Here is a 15,409-nt window from a genome sequence, read left to right on the forward strand (position 1 = left end):
ACGCTACGAGACGTATACAGAGACTTTGGCAGTCTTTAAAGCACTCAAACTCTTCAGAAAAATCAAAGTAAATGAATAAGAAAATTTTATTAGTAATTTTGGGAGGTATTGTTGCTTTTACTCTTTATAAGTCATATTACTATGACAATATCTTTCAAATTTTTATTTATTTATTATTTGGAATACCTTTCATTATTATATTGATTAAATCAATTCTTGAAGAAACAAAATCTTATAAAGCAAATAATAAATTAACAATTTTTTCAAACTCATTAATTGGAATCTTTGTTTTACTAATAATCATTGGAATTTATTCATATAATGAAGAAAAAGTAAATAAACCATCGCTGATAAAGGCTCGAATATTTGGCGGATATGCAGATTTTAAACAAAACGGAGAATATGTTTTTGTATGTGGAAGTTGGGCAAGTAGATCACACTTCTATGGAACTTACAAAATAAAGGACAGCATAATTACAGTTGACAGAAAAGAATTTGATGACGTACTGACTACAAATAGGTTTGTTATTCGAAACTCGGATAGTTTAATTACTGAAAATTATAAACACAATGAGATAACGATTGACAAATATTTAATACAAATAGATAAAAATGGGAAAGAAATAAAGCGAAAATATAATCAGTGTAATTACAGATTACCGATTGTAGTTGATAATTTAAAATAATAACGATTTGCCAAAACCGTATAAAATTAGCTGCTGGTTTTAGCCAGTTTACGAAAGTCCTCGCGGATTTTCTATCTGGTGTTTATTTGCTAAATTAGTTACTGAAACACGCAACGAAATCATACATAACACGTGGTGCTTAATTTCGGAACAGCCTGTTTACTCAATCAAAACAAGAGTTTACTCATTATGAATTTTAGTATTTTTAGTAATGATATAGATTTGATTTATAGATAATCTTAAAATGAAAAAAACAGTTGTACTAATTATATTATGCCTTACATTTCAATATTCATTTGGACAAAATAAAAATGACTTTTACACATCATTTTCGGAAAGTGGAATAAAACATAATTTGAATTTTGACAAAAATAACATAGTTCGAATTAGCAGTATTCGTCGCCATATGTCACCCTTTTATAACTTAGTTGGAACTTATAAAAAAAGAGGAGATTCCATTTATATAAAAATTCAAAAAATCAACTCTTTGGAAGTATCAAAAGCGAAGAAATTTGGATTTGAATCATTTAGCGAAATGGAATTAGTCCTTTACGCAAATGGTTCGGAATTAATCGACCCAAAAAACCGAACTGTTTATGTAACTTCAAGAAAATTAAACAGAAAAAAGATAAAGCGACAATCTATAGCTTTTATCGACAACAAAAAATATATTTATGAAAGGCTTGTAACAGATGGTTATGGTCTAATAAGAAGAGAACCAAGAAAAAATAAGAGTTTTGATAAAGCATTAGCGGAAGTTCTGAAAAACCCTGACAATTACGAAAGAACAATAATACGTGGATTAACAGCTTACGAAAAATATGGATTGATTGGAATAAACGGAGTTTCAATTATTAATAAAAAAAACTAAGCACAACAAAGTACTATGGTAAAAACAAGTAAAATCTACTTTATTTTATCACTAGAGTACTTCTGTAAGAATCATCGTAAATGAGTCCAGAATTTAATAACACCGATGTTGGGACATTACATGAAGTTTCAATATTTTTAAATTTGACGATTTCTACTAAAAAAAGATAAATAGTAAAATTTAAAAATCTGGCTTGTGCTTAAACTGAAAAATTAATGTCTTTTTACACGCTACATTTCATACACAAGCCGTTACCACACATTTGAAAAAAACATTATTCATAATCATATCACTATTTTTATTGAATACTGCCTTATCGCAGGAAATTCACAAAACGTATATCTATAAAATTGAAAAGACTAAATCTCGATTGGGTAGCGGAATAAAATGGAATTATTTGGATATGGATAGTTTAGTATTATATAAAAACCAAACTTTCCATTGGACGAAAAAATATATGTTTCATCAAATTGACTTTACCGAATTAAAAGGAAAATGGAAAATTGAAGATGACACATTAAAAATCTATATCAAATCAGAAACCGATACTGGAATTAGAAACAAATGGAATGAAATTGATAAGTATTGCTCTTTTGAGGTAAGACGCCGAAAAATCAAACCCATTGATGGAATTGAATTTGCAACTAGAAAACTAAAACTGATAATAGATTGATTTTTATAAATTGAGCAAAAATTTTCAAGTCAAAAATTATAATCTGTCGAGAAATACGTGCTGTAACAAAGTACTGTGGTAAAAACAAATAAAATCTGCTTTATTTTATCAATAGAGTACTTCTGTAAGAATCATCGTAAATGAGTCCTGATTTTAATAACACCGAGGTTGAAACATTTTATGAAGTTTTCACGATTTTAAATTTACTGTTGTTTTATTTTCTATTTCGTAGTTGTATTTGTTCCAGAAACAATATTCAGAAAAAGACGCGTAGTTAAGATTTAAAATACTTGTACTGAATTTATCAAAGTATGGCCTGTACTTAATCTGGAAATAATGTCTTATTTTGCACGATATCAGATGGATAAAACTGTTTTGATTCATTATTAGAAAGCACTAACCAATGATAAAGTTCTTTAGAAAAATTAGAAAAAACCTACTTTCAGAAGGTAAAACAGGAAAGTATTTCAAGTATGCTATTGGAGAAATAGTTCTAGTTGTAATTGGAATTTTAATCGCATTACAGATTAACAACTGGAACAATGATCTACAAAATTTAAAAAAGGAACAAGATGTTTTAAAAAATTTAAAAGCTGAAGTTCTACAGAATTTAAAAGAGATTAAAAGAGACCATGAATTCAACGTAGAGTGTTTAGATGCTTGTTACACCCTTTTAAATATCGATAAAACCAAATCGGTAAATCCTCTTAAAATAGACAGCTTGATGGGTACGGCTCTAGACTACGCCACTTTCGACGCGCGTTTAGGTGTTGTTAATGATGTTATTTCTTCAGGAAAACTGGAGCTGATAAAAAACGAAGATCTAAGACTTTTATTAAATCAATGGACTGGCGAATTGAGCGATTATGTAGAGGATGCAATGGTACGAAGAAACTTTATTTCTAATAATTACGACATTTTAACGAGGCACATACCTGTAAGGAATGGTGATAAAACACAAGATAGATCCGATTATAAAAAAACATATACAATAAAACCCATAACTGTAGATATTAGTAATTATCAAAAATTTATTGAAGATACAGAAGTTGATAATGCTTGGTACAGCCACTATATAAATCAATCTTTTGTAACGATTAATGAAAAAGAGGTTGAGCGTTTTTTATTGAAAATTTTAGATCTAATAAATAAAAATATCGATGATTAAATTCTTCAGAAAAATACGTCTGGATGCGCTTTCGCGAAAGCGGTTTCCCAAATACTTCACCTACGCCATAGGTGAGATATTCCTTGTGGTTATTGGAATTCTAATTGCTCTAGCCATTAGTAATTGGAATAATAATCGTCAACAAAATAATACTATTAATTTTTACCTTGAAAAACTTTTAGAAGAAGTCACGCAACAAATTACGATTACCGAAGAGCACATTAAACGAAATGAGGGCTTGGTACAAAAGCAAACAAAAACGCTTAAAATACTAGCCTCAAAAAACGAAAGTGCCATTCCTGAACTTAGAGAAATAATAGGTGCTACTGCCACCGTCTGGACAAATGAGTATTCTTTTGACACCTTTAACGAGTTTAAGCAACAAGGATTACTAAGCCAAGTGAAAAATCAAAAACTAAAACAGTTATTAAAGGATTTAGAATCTATTTTGACACAAGTTAAAAGCTATGACAACTATTTAGATGACCAGTACAATACGTTAATAGAACCCTATTTTGCCAAGCATATTAATTACGCACAAAATGCATTGCCTGCCTATAGACAAGGTCTCGTTTCTGGCGGACCAAAAACGGACTATAAAGCACTATTTGATTCTATAGAATTGTGGAATGTAACCAGCCTTAAACTGGAAACAACTAATGGCAATCTCTATGCTTTAAACAAAATGTTAGAAACACTTAAGGCGTTAAAATTAAACTTAGAAAAAGAGATTAGTAATGATTAAGTTCTTTAGAAAAATACGTTTGGATGCGCTTTCGCGAAAGCGTATACCAAAATACCTCACCTACGCCATTGGCGAAATCATCCTCGTGGTCATAGGAATTTTAATTGCGCTGCAGATCAATAATTGGAACGAAAACAAAAAATCAGTAAAACTTGAGCAAACCTACTACTGTAAAATTGCCGAAGATTTACAAGTAGATATTAGAAATATTGATAGTTCATTAGTAACTATAGATAAGCGACTAGAAAGAACAGAACGGTTTTTGAAAAATCTTTTAAAAATCCAAAAGGATAAACAAGTTATTTTCAAAGACTTCATACCGACATTTAGATATTATAAATTCATCCCAACCAAACCAGCTATTGTCGATATCACTTCATCTGGAAAACTTGAAACGCTTAGAAATCAAACGTTGAAAAACAGAATTTTAAGCCATTACACTGAACAAGACAATGCATTACAAATCATTGAGATAAATGACAATGCACATATCCAAAAAATTATTGATATTGAAAAATTTGCCGATTTTGGATTCCAAGAAATACCACAATATCAAAACTTATTTGATGAAGAATTACAAGGATTGTTATCGAGCACACAATGGCAACAAAATTCGGATGACGAATTATTTGTAAAGGTTAAGGATGCTATGATTTTAAATATAATTAGAAGTGATCGGGAAAAAGAGCTGCTTAACGGTATTAAAGATAATGCCGAGGAATTGAATAATTTATTAATTGAAAACTGCAATTGATGTGCTGAAACTCTTTGAGAAACTAAAAAAAATAAAGAAATAACATAATGTATAAAAATAGTAGCGTTTTAATTGCCAAATTGAAAGTAAGTAAATTTTAAAAAGGTCTATGTTTAATTAACAAGTACGTTCTTGTAAAGATGCTACAATTCTTATAATAGAACGTCAGATGTTATAGGTCATTTAACAATAAAATGAGATAGCTGAGAATAAATCAAGGAATACACTAAACCAATAGAATTATGAATAAAATAATCAACCGACTGACTTTACTGACAACACTTTGCATAATAGCTCTTGGGTTACAAAGTTGTGAACAAAAACAAAAGGAAGAATCGAAAGCAATTGAAAAAGAATTGGTTGTTAAATCCGAAGAGCCTGAATATTTTTTGTTACGACCAGAAGTAGAAAAAGCATACGGATATTCACACGCTGTGAAAATCGGTAATAGCATTAAAATTTCAGGAGCCGTAAGCATGGACGATGAAGGAAATCCGACAGCTATCGGTGATATTGAACAACAGATGATAAACTGTTATGCTGATTTGGAAAAAGTATTAAAACACTTTGACTGTACTTTTGATGATGTTGTAAAAGAAGACATTTTTACAACTGATATGGCGCAAATGTTAGAAAAATCAGCATATAGAGCAGAAGTTTATAAGAACGGATTTCCGACTGGATCTTGGCTTGAAGTAAAGGGACTGGCGCTTCCTGAATTGATGGTTGAAATAGAACTTGAAGTACATAAGCCAGAATAAATTTTATGACTTATATAAAAAGAAAACGAGTAATTTAGACACGAAAACCTATGATAAAATTTTTTAGGAAAATTCGACAAAATTTACTTTCAGAAGGGAAGACTGGAAAATACTTCAAATATGCCATTGGCGAAATTGTTCTTGTGGTGATCGGTATTTTAATTGCATTATCGATTAATAATTTAAATGAACAACGCAAAGCAAATATTAAAGAACAAGCTATTTTAAAAAGGCTTGAAAAGGAATTCATATCTAATAGAAAACAACTTCTTGATAAAATCGAACTCAGGAATACGTTAATTGAAAGTTGTAGGCAATTACTGGAAAATTTTGATAACCCAGAAAATGCTTCACGCGATAGTGTATTTGTCTATTTAAGTACAATTCAGCCACCTACCTTTGATCCTATTCAAAATGACCTGGTAAGTTCTGGAAATATTGAAATTTTGAAAAATGAAGAATTAAAGCAAATGCTCGTTAATTGGAGCACAGATGTGATTCAACTTCAAGAAGTGGAGCGAATATTTCTCAGATTTTGTGAACAAGAATTCTATCCTTATTCCAATGAAATAGATATTCAGCGTGAATTAGCATATTACTATTACAAGAACATCCCAAAAAATTTGTTGGACCCTAGACAAGTTAAAAACCTCATACCAGGAAAATCAAAACTCGTTACAAGAACTACGGATGAACTTTTGAAAGACGTGAAACTAGAAGGTATGGTCGCATGGTCATTGACTCTAAACATGTTCAACAATCAAGAATCTGAAACATTAATGAAGAGAATTAATAGTATCTTAAACGTCTTAGATGCAGAAATCAAAAAGTAACGAAAGCACAAAAGCGTGTATAATTAATTGCAATAAATTAATAATTTTATTTACTTCTGCATTTATTTTATTATTAGCCTCATGTACTGACATAAATTTTAATTCTAGTAAATGGAAAGCTTGGAATGAAAGAACTGGTAAATTGACTTTAAGATGGGATATGTGCGATGATTTAATTGAAGAACATTTATCTATTGGAATGGAAAGAGCAAGAATTGTTGAGCTCTTAGGAGAACCATCTTCAGATTGCATTCAATCAGATTGTGATATGATCTATGAATTAGGTCCTTGTAGAAGAGGCATAAATTACGGCAGCCTATACCTGTCTTTTAAAAATAATAGATTAATTGAAATTTTTAAACACTGCGGCTGAAATTGCAAGGAATAAAATCAATTGAATCAAAAATAATATGCTTTGCGTGATCAGTATGTAACAACATTGTTGATGACTCCAGTTTGTATTTTTTTTCTATCTCATTATTATGGTGGTTTTACCAAGTCATTTTTTTGAATAATAAGTATACATAAAGTCTCAAAGTCTTACAGTACAACTATAACCAGTTTTTAACGAGTTTGATCAAAAATCAAAACCTATAGTGCCGTTTTTAAAACTTAGATTTTTAGAGGGAAATATCTGCTGCAAGAGCTTAGAATCATGAAATTTTGCAGTGGTGTGATGTGCAATACTTCCTTTATGAATGCTCACTACTTCGTCGCAAAGCGATAAGGCGAGCTGTATTTCATGCGTTGCAAAAAGTATGGTTTTATCATGCTCGTGGCAGTACTCTTTAAGTTGCAACAATAAATCGGCTTTGTGGTTGATATCGAGATGGCTCGTAGGCTCGTCCATGAGTATGTAGTCGGTATCTTGAACTATCGCTCTAGCAATTAAAACACGCTGTAACTGTCCATCGCTTAGAGTTCCTGCTTTACGGTCGTGTAGTTTATGCAAATCAAATTTTTCTAACACCTCATCAATGATTTCATGATCCATCGCAGCCAGCTTACCGATGTAGTTAGTATAAGGTGCACGGCTCAATTCAAGTAATTCTCGCACGGTTAGAAATTGACTGAAAGCTCTTTCAGTAAGCACAATAGAAATGAGTTTGGAGCGATCTCTTGGAGCAATATTTTGCCATTTTTGATTATTGATTGAGACTTTTCCGTTGATGATGTGTTCACCGCTAGCAACGGCCCTTAAAAATGTCGATTTACCAGATCCATTAGTTCCTATGAGTGCTATGAGTCTCGCTTTCGCGAAAGCGATATCACCAGCAAACTCTGCTACTACGCAATGGCCATAACCTACCTGTATGTTTTCTATTTGAATCATTAAAAATGTAGGTTACGTTTGCGCATGATCAACCAAATAATAAGCGGTGCGCCCAGTAATGACGTGACCGCGTTGATGGGTAATGAATAATTTGAAAATGGTAATTGAGAGACGATGTCGCAAAAAAGTAGAAGCGTGGCACCTAATAAAATGGCGGTAGGAATCAGAATTTTATGATTGACTGTAGGTAAAATGAGTCTTGATAAATGAGGTACCGCAAGTCCTATAAATGCGATAGGTCCAGCAAATGCGGTGATGCTACCAGCAAGAATACTGGTGATGATAATAATGATCCAGCGTGTGTTTTTAATGTTTATTCCTAGACTGAGTGCATAACTCTCGCCCAAAAGAAGTGCGTTCAATGGCTTGATGATCCATAAAAGCAATACAATTGACACCAAAAATAGCAAGCTGATGATCCATAAATCACTCCAATCAATATTTCCTAAACTTCCTAACGACCAAAATACATAACGTTTCAGCTCGTCGCTGCTGGAAAAGTAACTAAGAATACCTACTACAGCACTACTTAAACTTCCTACCATTAAGCCTACGATAAGCAAGCCCATCGTATCTTTAATGCGCAAGGACATAAGGATGATTAATAAAAGCACGGCAATACTACCTATAACACTTGCGGCGATGATTCCTATGCCAGAGATGGCGCTTATTCCTAAAGCCGTTGCGCCCATAATTACAAGCGCAACGCCTAATCCTGCGCCACTAGAAATTCCTAGAACAAATGGTCCCGCCAGCGGATTCCTAAAGAGCGTTTGCATGAGCAAACCTGCGATAGCTAGTCCTGCACCAGTTAGCACTGCCATAATTGCTCTAGGCAATCGTAAATCGGTAATAATGTAACGCATGGTTTTACTCGTTTGCCTATTATCAATTCCCAACAATGCGTCCCAAACTTGAGAAGGTTTTATAAAAACAGTTCCCAGACAAACATCTGCAATAAAAAAGAGCAGCAATAATGCGGTCAATATGAGGAGTTGTTTTTTCAAAAAGAGTAATTCTTCTATTTAAGAAGTAGCGAAGATAACGCACTAAGGTAGATTGTGGAAAACAGTGTTTACTCTTGTTGTATTTTCTTCAATTCATAGTTGGTACTGCGGCCACCAGCTTTTTCTTTTTGCAATATATTTTTCTTTATTAAATCTTGTATATCTCTCAAAGCGGTATCTGTGGAACATTTATTAATTTTTGCCCACTTAGAGGTGGTTAATTTACCTTCAAATCCATCTAAAAGCTTATTGAGCATCTTTTTTTGACGATCATTATTGACCTGTTTTGCATAGGTATTCCAAAAATGATGCTTGCAAATCACTTTATTAAGAGTAATTTCTGATGATTTCACAGAATTAAACAAGCATTCAAGAAACCAAGTGATCCATCTGGTAACATCTAGATAGCCTTGTTGTACCTTTTCTAAGGTATTGTAATAAGATTTGCGATCCTTTCTTATTTGAGAAGACATGCTGTAATACCTTTGTGGTATTCCATCAGCTCGGGCAAGCAACATGTCTGAAATGGCTCTAGAGATTCTTCCATTACCATCTTCAAAAGGGTGTATCGTTATAAACCAGAGATGTGCAAGAGCAGCCTTTATAAGTGGTTCTATAGTATCATTAGAATTATACCAATTTAAAAAGTCAGTTATTTCTAAATCTATAGTAGTTGACGCTGGCGCTTCAAAATGTACTTTTTCCTTACCTAAAGCACCAGATATTACTTGCATAGGACCAGTGGAATCTTTTCTCCAATCGCCAACTACTATCTCAAACATACCACTTCTTCCTGTTGGGAATAAAGCTGCATGCCAGTCAAATAATCGTTGTCGAGTCAAAGGCAACTGATAATTTTGTGTAGCATCTACTAACATATCAACAACACCATCTACATTGCGCTCTGAATAAACAGCGTTTTCTATTTCCAGTCCTAATCTACGAGCTAGTGAAGAGCGCACCTGTTCTACATCGAGGATTTCGCCTTCTATTTCTGTAGATTTCAGAACGTCCAAAGTAAGTGTTTCTAAAAGTGCTTCAGTTTTAAAAGAAAACCCTAGAGCTTCCATTTTGCCGACTAATTTTCCTTGTTGATTTCTTACCTTACTTACTAATGGTAGCAAAGCATCGTTGTCCCAACTAAAATTAGGCCAGTCGTTTTTTTGATAGATATAAGGTTTAAGTGTCATTCACCGCAAATTATGCGGTGAATATACGGTTTATTCACCGCATTAATAAACATTCACCGCATAATTTGCGGCGATTAGAGGTGTTATTCACCGCATTTGAATCAGAAAGTATTAATTATTGGAAATTTCCTCATTCAAAACACCACTTAAATATGCTCCCATACTCATGCAGGCTTGTAGTAAATAGCCGCCAGTAGGAGCATCCCAATCCAGCATTTCTCCTATGCAATAGTGATTGGGTTTATTTTTAAGTTCAAATGTTTGAGTAACTGCATTTCTTGAAACACCACCTATGGTAGAGATCGCTTCATCTATAGTGCTAGAATCAGTTATTTCTAAAGGAAATTTTTTAATGAATTGTGCTAAGGTTGTGGTAGTTAAATACTCTTCTTTAGTGAGATGAAAATAGAGCAAGTCCAGTTGTGCAGCGCTTAATTTGAGTTCCTTTTTTAAAATACGTGTGGTATTGCTGTAAATAGATTGCTTTAATTTCTCTATGACCTTTTCTAAAGTAAGCATAGGTTTAAAATCGATGTAAACAACCGCTTTTGAAGACGCCTCAAGCTGTTTTCTTATTTGTGGACTCAACCCATAAATTGCATTACCTTCTAATCCTGATTTGGTTATTACAGCCTCGCCTTTCTGAACTTGATCGTCGCAAGAAATAGCAATATTTTTTAGCGGACTTCCTTCATGCTTATTAATGAAATCAGTCTTCCAGATAGTGTGATAGGCACAATTAGAAGCTTTAAAGGCAGTTGTTGCTACTCCATTATTTGCAAAGGTTTCTAGCCAGTCACCAGTAGAACCAGTCACTTTCCAGCTGGCGCCACCAAGGCAAAAAACCACAACATCTGCAACTATTGATTGTTCATTAATAATAGGATTTCTATTTTCATCCCAATTTTGAAAAGTATGGTCGTATTTAAATTTCACACCTTTTTCTTCTAGATGTTTGAGAACCGCATTGAGTACTTCAATGGGCTTGATTCCTTTTACAGGATAAACTCGTTTACTACTTCCCACGTAGGTAGAAATTCCAATTTGATCAAGCCAATTCCTAAAATCAGTATTGGTAAAATGGAGTAGAGGAACAGCAAGAAAATCACTAGGTGTGTATTTTTTAATCAGTTGTTCCACAGGTTCAGAATGGGTGAGATTAAAACCACCTTTTCCAGCGACAAGAAATTTGCGACCAGCAGTTTTATTTTTTTCATAAATGGTAACAGCAAACTTTTCTGGATCTAAGAACGCCGCCAGCATAAAAGCCGATGGTCCGCCACCTATAATTGCTACTGTTTTCCTCATGCGGCAAAAGTACTAGTTAAATCTGTTCTTTACTTTTGAATGACGGTCTCATCTTACCATTCTTAGAATTATTTTTGTTGGTGTCATTTTGGAATCCTATTGATTATACCATATTTTGCCTTTTTTTCACAGATGAAATCAACTTTTTGTTTCCTTTTATTATTGCCTTTACTGGTTGCTGCACAGATAAATGAAAGCGACACGCTTCGTCTTAAAGCAAACCTTTCCTTAACCGGTCTTTATCAAGCTGGAAATGTTGAAACGGTAATTTTTAGAGCAAAATCTGATTTTAGTTTTACACCTTTTAAAAAATGGGTGTTTAAAACAACCAACTCTTATGTCTATCAAGAATTTGGAAAAGAAAAAGCAGATGAAGATATTCTAAGTCTCAATTTTTTGTATTTCAATCCAGAGCGTCGATTCTATCCACAGATCCTCACATTTTTCAGTTCTAATTTTAGAAGAGAAATCGATGTGCGTTATATAATGGGAGCTGGAGTGACTTATCAAGTATTTAATAAAGAAGACAATTGGTTAAAAATGTCACTTTCTAGCGAGTATGAGCAAACCACTTTTGACAGAGCATCATTTAACATTTCCCAATATAATGGCTGCGATGCTATAGATACGTGGAGAGGTACGTTCTGGATAAATGGCAAGCACACGCTGTTTAAAAAGAAAGTCATCTTCAATCATGTTTGGTACTATCAACCATCATTAGAGCAAAGCAATAATTACCGCTGGCAAGCAGATTTGAGTTTGGAGTTTCCTATTTGGAAATTCTTGAACTTTAAAGTGAATTACCTGCATACGTTTGAAAGCATAGTCATAGAAAATCAAAAGGAAGAAGATCAGTTTTTGACTTTTGGGTTTACTATAAAAAGTTACTAGTTACCATTTGTTTAATGGTATTTCCCTTATTTAGATGTTAATTCCGCTTTCGCGAAAGCGAGAACTGTATAAATCTATGGCAAGTTGAATAAGCATCTAAAAAAAAGTCTTTAAATTTATCTGAACAAATGCAAAGACAAAACACCTCCATATGAAAGTTACAGCCGAAAAAAACGATAAGATTGCTCAAATGACTTTTGCATCTGTGTATCCTCATTACATCAATAGATTAGAGAAAAACGGCAGGACAAAAGAAGAATTTCATCAAGTGATAGAATGGTTAACTGGTTTTGATGCAGAAAAAATACAAGAACTGATCGATCAAAAAGCAACTTTTCAAAGCTTCTTTGATCAAGCAACAATACATCCTAATGCTCACCTCATAAAAGGTGTCATTTGCGGTTATCGTATAGAAGAAATTCCAGACGAATTTGAACTGTATAGAAAATGCAGGTATCTCGATAAGTTGTATGATGAACTAGCAAAAGGTCGTAAAATGGAGAAAATTTTACGTGAAGAAAAAAAATAATATTGCTCATTATCAAATCTTACAAGTCATATGAAGTGATGGCTAATGGCAAATTTCTCTTAGACTAGCTCTATACACAGTAATTATCGAGCAAATGGAGTAAAAGCCACATTTCACTTTAAATTCTATTCCATATCATAAAAGTTTTCTTAAAGTATTAGAATAGTTGTTAGTAATTGAAGAAGCAATGGTCTAAGAGTACGAGAGATGTGTTAAAAGATTAATGATTGTTCATTTATCAAGTTACCTTTGTCATGAACAGAAACTTGAAGTAACAGTGTTTGTGAACGTTTCTCCATATGTTACTCATTTAAATCCATTTAAAAACGCTCTTGAAACAACTACTCACAACACTAGAATTATTCTTAAAAAGTTCAGACTTCGATCGAGGAGTTCGTTTAGGAATCAGTATCGTGATTCCATTTGGTGTGCTGTACTTGTTAGGCTATGTGCAGTATGCTCCAGCTTTTGCAGTAGGATCGTTTCTTAATGCGCCTGGAGACGTCCCTGGTAGTGCTAAACGCAAGGTAAACGCAATATTAATCAGCATAGGGCTGACCATGCTTATTACTTTGATCATTCAGTTTTCTAAACCTATCCTGCCGCTTTTATTGGTTGTTTTGGGACTTATTTCTTTTCTAGTCTCGATTATTTCTGTTTATGGTTTTAGAGCTTCATTAGTATCGCTATCTGGATTACTCGCCATGGTTATTGCTTTTGCAGTAAATAAAGAAACACCTTTAGAAATCATTATTCAAGTAGGTTTAATGGGACTTGGCGGACTTTGGTATCTATTAGTTTCCTTTGTTTTTAGAAAATTAGCGCCTAAAAAAGATCAAAACCAACTGCTATCTGATGCTTTATCATTAGTTGGGAATTACTTAAAATTAAGAGCCAAATTACTGACTAAAAAGTCCACTCGAGACGAGCGTTTTGAACAAATTCTTAATCTGCAGAATCAAATTAATGATAAGCACGAGACTTTACGCGAGATCATCTATTCAGAGCGCAAGCGATCGGGCCGCTCTAGATATGAAGAAAAACAATTGCTTATCTTTTTATCTACCGTTCAAATATTTGAATTGATAGAAGCGACGCGACTGGATTACAAAACCCTAGATAAAGTATTCGGAGAAAAAAAGAAATACCTCAAAGCGGCAAAAAAGCTCAATAAAATAATGGGTAAACGATTGATTTTGCTTTCTGAATTATTGATTCAAAAAGATAAAATCCCTAACGACGATAAATTAACAGAAGCTCTATCAAAAGCAGAAAGTTCTATTACCGAGTATATCAATACTATTAAACTTCCAGAAGCCAGAGAAGGCGCGTTGTTATTGAAGAATCTCTATGATTATCAAGAACAACTTATTCAGGAAATTAAAGCGATAAGACAAGCGATGGAAAATGTAAAGGAAGCCTCTAAGCTTTCTTTAAAAAGACAAGATTCCAGCAAATTCTTGACCCTACAAGAGTACCGGCTTAATGTGCTGACTCAAAACTTTAGTTTTAAGTCAAAAGTATTTCGTCACTCTTTGAGATTTGCTATCGCTATTGTGTTTGCTTATTGCATCGGTTATTTCTTTGATATTCAAAACACTTACTGGATCCTATTGACCATTGTTGTAATCATGAGACCTAGTTATGGTCTTACTAAAGATAGGTCTAAGGATCGAGTTATAGGCACACTCATAGGTGCTGCGATCGCTATAGGAATAGTGCTAGTTACCCAAAACGAAATCATCTATGGCGTCCTTGCAGTCGTCTCCTTAGTACTTGCATTTTCATTACTTCAGCGCAATTATAAGTCGGCAGCGGCATTTATAACCATAAGTATCATATTTGTATATTCCTTTATAAATCCAGACGCTTTTGAGGTCATTCAGTACCGTGTTATTGATACCATCATAGGCTCTGCAATTGCGGTAGTAGCTAACTATTTGATTTTACCTACTTGGGAAGCAGATAATTTAAAAGACGTATTGCTTAAAGCGCTAGAGACTAATAAAACCTATTTACTCGCTACGCAAAAATTCTATGCAGATGCTCAAGGAGAGAAATTATCTTACAACGTAGCCAGAAAAGAAGCATTTCTTGCCATCGCAAATTTAAATGCAGCTTTCCAGCGGCTGACTCAAGATCCTAAATCAAAGCAAAAGCAATTCCAGTTGATTTACAAGATTGTAACGCTCAATCAGACCATGATTTCGGCAGTGGCATCCATAGGTAATTTCATTAAAAATCATAAAACCACGCCAGCATCAAAAGAGTTCAATACACTTATTGCCAGTATTTCAAAATCCTTAGAAGCCTCTTACGATAGCATTGATAACAATAATGCCAAAGAAAAACCATCCATAGAAGAAGAAGATCACTCACCAGAAAAGTTATTACACAAGTATCAAGAACTATCCGACTCCAGAGATAAAAACCTTCAAAAAGGCAATACCGAGCTGGACGAAGCAACATTGCACCATCTTCAAGAAGCGTTCTTAATTGCTAACCATATGAAATGGTTGCAGTCGCTATCAAAAAGCCTGTATAAAGCCACCGAAAGCTATAGAAAATCTCTGGTAGAAGACAGTCAGTAAATTTTTCTAGCGTGTTCTTTACTAGTTTCTACTACCGCTTTCGCGAAAGCGAGTACCACAACAAACGCC

General features: G+C 33.6%; 16 protein-coding genes. 12 read left to right on the top strand and 4 right to left on the bottom strand.

Features of this window, described 5'->3' with window-relative positions:
• Window positions 1-71 precede the first annotated feature (71 nt).
• The 9 genes from DDD_RS13925 (at window position 72) to DDD_RS13965 (ending at window position 6,864) form a co-directional block, all read left to right on the top strand.
• Complete coding sequence (locus DDD_RS13925; RefSeq protein WP_015363563.1) at window positions 72-686, top strand: hypothetical protein; 615 nt, start codon at window positions 72-74, stop codon at window positions 684-686.
• 244 nt (window positions 687-930) lie between these two features.
• The gene (locus DDD_RS13930; protein WP_015363564.1) at window positions 931-1,557 is read left to right on the top strand and encodes a hypothetical protein; all 627 of its coding nucleotides are present in this window, start codon (window positions 931-933) and stop codon (window positions 1,555-1,557) included.
• A gap of 457 nt (window positions 1,558-2,014) precedes the next feature.
• On the top strand, window positions 2,015-2,230 hold the full coding sequence (locus DDD_RS17890) for a hypothetical protein (protein ID WP_015363565.1): 216 nt from the start codon (window positions 2,015-2,017) through the stop codon (window positions 2,228-2,230).
• A gap of 403 nt (window positions 2,231-2,633) precedes the next feature.
• On the top strand, window positions 2,634-3,398 hold the full coding sequence (locus DDD_RS18140; protein ID WP_015363567.1) for a DUF6090 family protein: 765 nt from the start codon (window positions 2,634-2,636) through the stop codon (window positions 3,396-3,398).
• A complete protein-coding gene (locus tag DDD_RS17360) occupies window positions 3,391-4,143 on the top strand; it encodes a hypothetical protein (protein WP_015363568.1) in 753 nt (250 codons plus the stop codon). Before DDD_RS18140 ends, DDD_RS17360 begins: the two co-directional genes overlap by 8 nt.
• Window positions 4,136-4,897, top strand: a complete 762-nt coding sequence (locus DDD_RS17365) for a DUF6090 family protein (RefSeq protein ID WP_052329270.1) — start codon at window positions 4,136-4,138, stop codon at window positions 4,895-4,897. Before DDD_RS17360 ends, DDD_RS17365 begins: the two co-directional genes overlap by 8 nt.
• Before the next feature lie 242 nt (window positions 4,898-5,139).
• Window positions 5,140-5,658 (top strand): RidA family protein, encoded by a 519-nt coding sequence (locus DDD_RS13955; protein WP_015363570.1) that lies wholly within the window; start codon window positions 5,140-5,142, stop codon window positions 5,656-5,658.
• 50 nt (window positions 5,659-5,708) lie between these two features.
• Window positions 5,709-6,491, top strand: a complete 783-nt coding sequence (locus tag DDD_RS17370; RefSeq protein ID WP_015363571.1) for a DUF6090 family protein — start codon at window positions 5,709-5,711, stop codon at window positions 6,489-6,491.
• Window positions 6,472-6,864, top strand: coding sequence for a hypothetical protein (locus DDD_RS13965; RefSeq protein WP_052329271.1), 393 nt, complete (start codon window positions 6,472-6,474; stop codon window positions 6,862-6,864). Before DDD_RS17370 ends, DDD_RS13965 begins: the two co-directional genes overlap by 20 nt.
• 204 nt (window positions 6,865-7,068) lie before the next feature.
• On the opposite strand, the gene DDD_RS13970 is transcribed toward DDD_RS13965, so the two are convergent.
• The 4 genes from DDD_RS13970 to DDD_RS13985 form a co-directional block, all read right to left on the bottom strand.
• Complete coding sequence (locus DDD_RS13970; RefSeq protein ID WP_015363573.1) at window positions 7,069-7,824, bottom strand: ABC transporter ATP-binding protein; 756 nt, start codon at window positions 7,822-7,824, stop codon at window positions 7,069-7,071.
• On the bottom strand, window positions 7,824-8,831 hold the full coding sequence (locus DDD_RS13975) for an iron ABC transporter permease (RefSeq protein ID WP_041567186.1): 1,008 nt from the start codon (window positions 8,829-8,831) through the stop codon (window positions 7,824-7,826). Before DDD_RS13975 ends, DDD_RS13970 begins: the two co-directional genes overlap by 1 nt.
• A gap of 68 nt (window positions 8,832-8,899) precedes the next feature.
• On the bottom strand, window positions 8,900-10,021 hold the full coding sequence (locus DDD_RS13980; RefSeq protein ID WP_015363575.1) for a Fic family protein: 1,122 nt from the start codon (window positions 10,019-10,021) through the stop codon (window positions 8,900-8,902).
• 111 nt (window positions 10,022-10,132) lie between these two features.
• Window positions 10,133-11,329, bottom strand: coding sequence for a BaiN/RdsA family NAD(P)/FAD-dependent oxidoreductase (locus DDD_RS13985; RefSeq protein ID WP_015363576.1), 1,197 nt, complete (start codon window positions 11,327-11,329; stop codon window positions 10,133-10,135).
• Window positions 11,330-11,461: 132 nt separating this feature from the next.
• On the opposite strand from DDD_RS13985, the gene DDD_RS13990 reads away from it, so the two are divergent.
• From DDD_RS13990 to DDD_RS14000, 3 genes are all read left to right on the top strand, one after another.
• Window positions 11,462-12,220 (top strand): DUF481 domain-containing protein, encoded by a 759-nt coding sequence (locus DDD_RS13990; RefSeq protein ID WP_015363577.1) that lies wholly within the window; start codon window positions 11,462-11,464, stop codon window positions 12,218-12,220.
• 151 nt (window positions 12,221-12,371) lie between these two features.
• Window positions 12,372-12,749, top strand: a complete 378-nt coding sequence (locus DDD_RS13995; RefSeq protein ID WP_015363579.1) for a DUF2200 domain-containing protein — start codon at window positions 12,372-12,374, stop codon at window positions 12,747-12,749.
• 332 nt (window positions 12,750-13,081) lie between these two features.
• Entirely contained in the window at window positions 13,082-15,340 is a 2,259-nt protein-coding gene (locus tag DDD_RS14000) for an FUSC family protein (RefSeq protein WP_015363580.1), read from the top strand.
• Window positions 15,341-15,409 lie beyond the last annotated feature (69 nt).

Source organism: Nonlabens dokdonensis DSW-6, from assembly GCF_000332115.1.
In the GTDB taxonomy this organism is placed as follows: Bacteria; Bacteroidota; Bacteroidia; order Flavobacteriales; family Flavobacteriaceae; genus Nonlabens; species Nonlabens dokdonensis.

Coding starts and splice junctions, on each gene's coding strand:
- DDD_RS17890 (WP_015363565.1), top strand. CDS start 2,015: ATGTTTCATCAAATTGACTTTACCGAATTAAAAGGAAAATGGAAAATT.
- DDD_RS17365 (WP_052329270.1), top strand. CDS start 4,136: ATGATTAAGTTCTTTAGAAAAATACGTTTGGATGCGCTTTCGCGAAAG.
- DDD_RS17370 (WP_015363571.1), top strand. CDS start 5,709: ATGATAAAATTTTTTAGGAAAATTCGACAAAATTTACTTTCAGAAGGG.
- DDD_RS13995 (WP_015363579.1), top strand. CDS start 12,372: ATGAAAGTTACAGCCGAAAAAAACGATAAGATTGCTCAAATGACTTTT.
- DDD_RS13970 (WP_015363573.1), bottom strand. CDS start 7,824: ATGATTCAAATAGAAAACATACAGGTAGGTTATGGCCATTGCGTAGTA.
- DDD_RS17360 (WP_015363568.1), top strand. CDS start 3,391: ATGATTAAATTCTTCAGAAAAATACGTCTGGATGCGCTTTCGCGAAAG.
- DDD_RS18140 (WP_015363567.1), top strand. CDS start 2,634: ATGATAAAGTTCTTTAGAAAAATTAGAAAAAACCTACTTTCAGAAGGT.
- DDD_RS13980 (WP_015363575.1), bottom strand. CDS start 10,021: ATGACACTTAAACCTTATATCTATCAAAAAAACGACTGGCCTAATTTT.
- DDD_RS13925 (WP_015363563.1), top strand. CDS start 72: ATGAATAAGAAAATTTTATTAGTAATTTTGGGAGGTATTGTTGCTTTT.
- DDD_RS13955 (WP_015363570.1), top strand. CDS start 5,140: ATGAATAAAATAATCAACCGACTGACTTTACTGACAACACTTTGCATA.
- DDD_RS13985 (WP_015363576.1), bottom strand. CDS start 11,329: ATGAGGAAAACAGTAGCAATTATAGGTGGCGGACCATCGGCTTTTATG.
- DDD_RS13965 (WP_052329271.1), top strand. CDS start 6,472: ATGCAGAAATCAAAAAGTAACGAAAGCACAAAAGCGTGTATAATTAAT.
- DDD_RS13990 (WP_015363577.1), top strand. CDS start 11,462: ATGAAATCAACTTTTTGTTTCCTTTTATTATTGCCTTTACTGGTTGCT.
- DDD_RS13930 (WP_015363564.1), top strand. CDS start 931: ATGAAAAAAACAGTTGTACTAATTATATTATGCCTTACATTTCAATAT.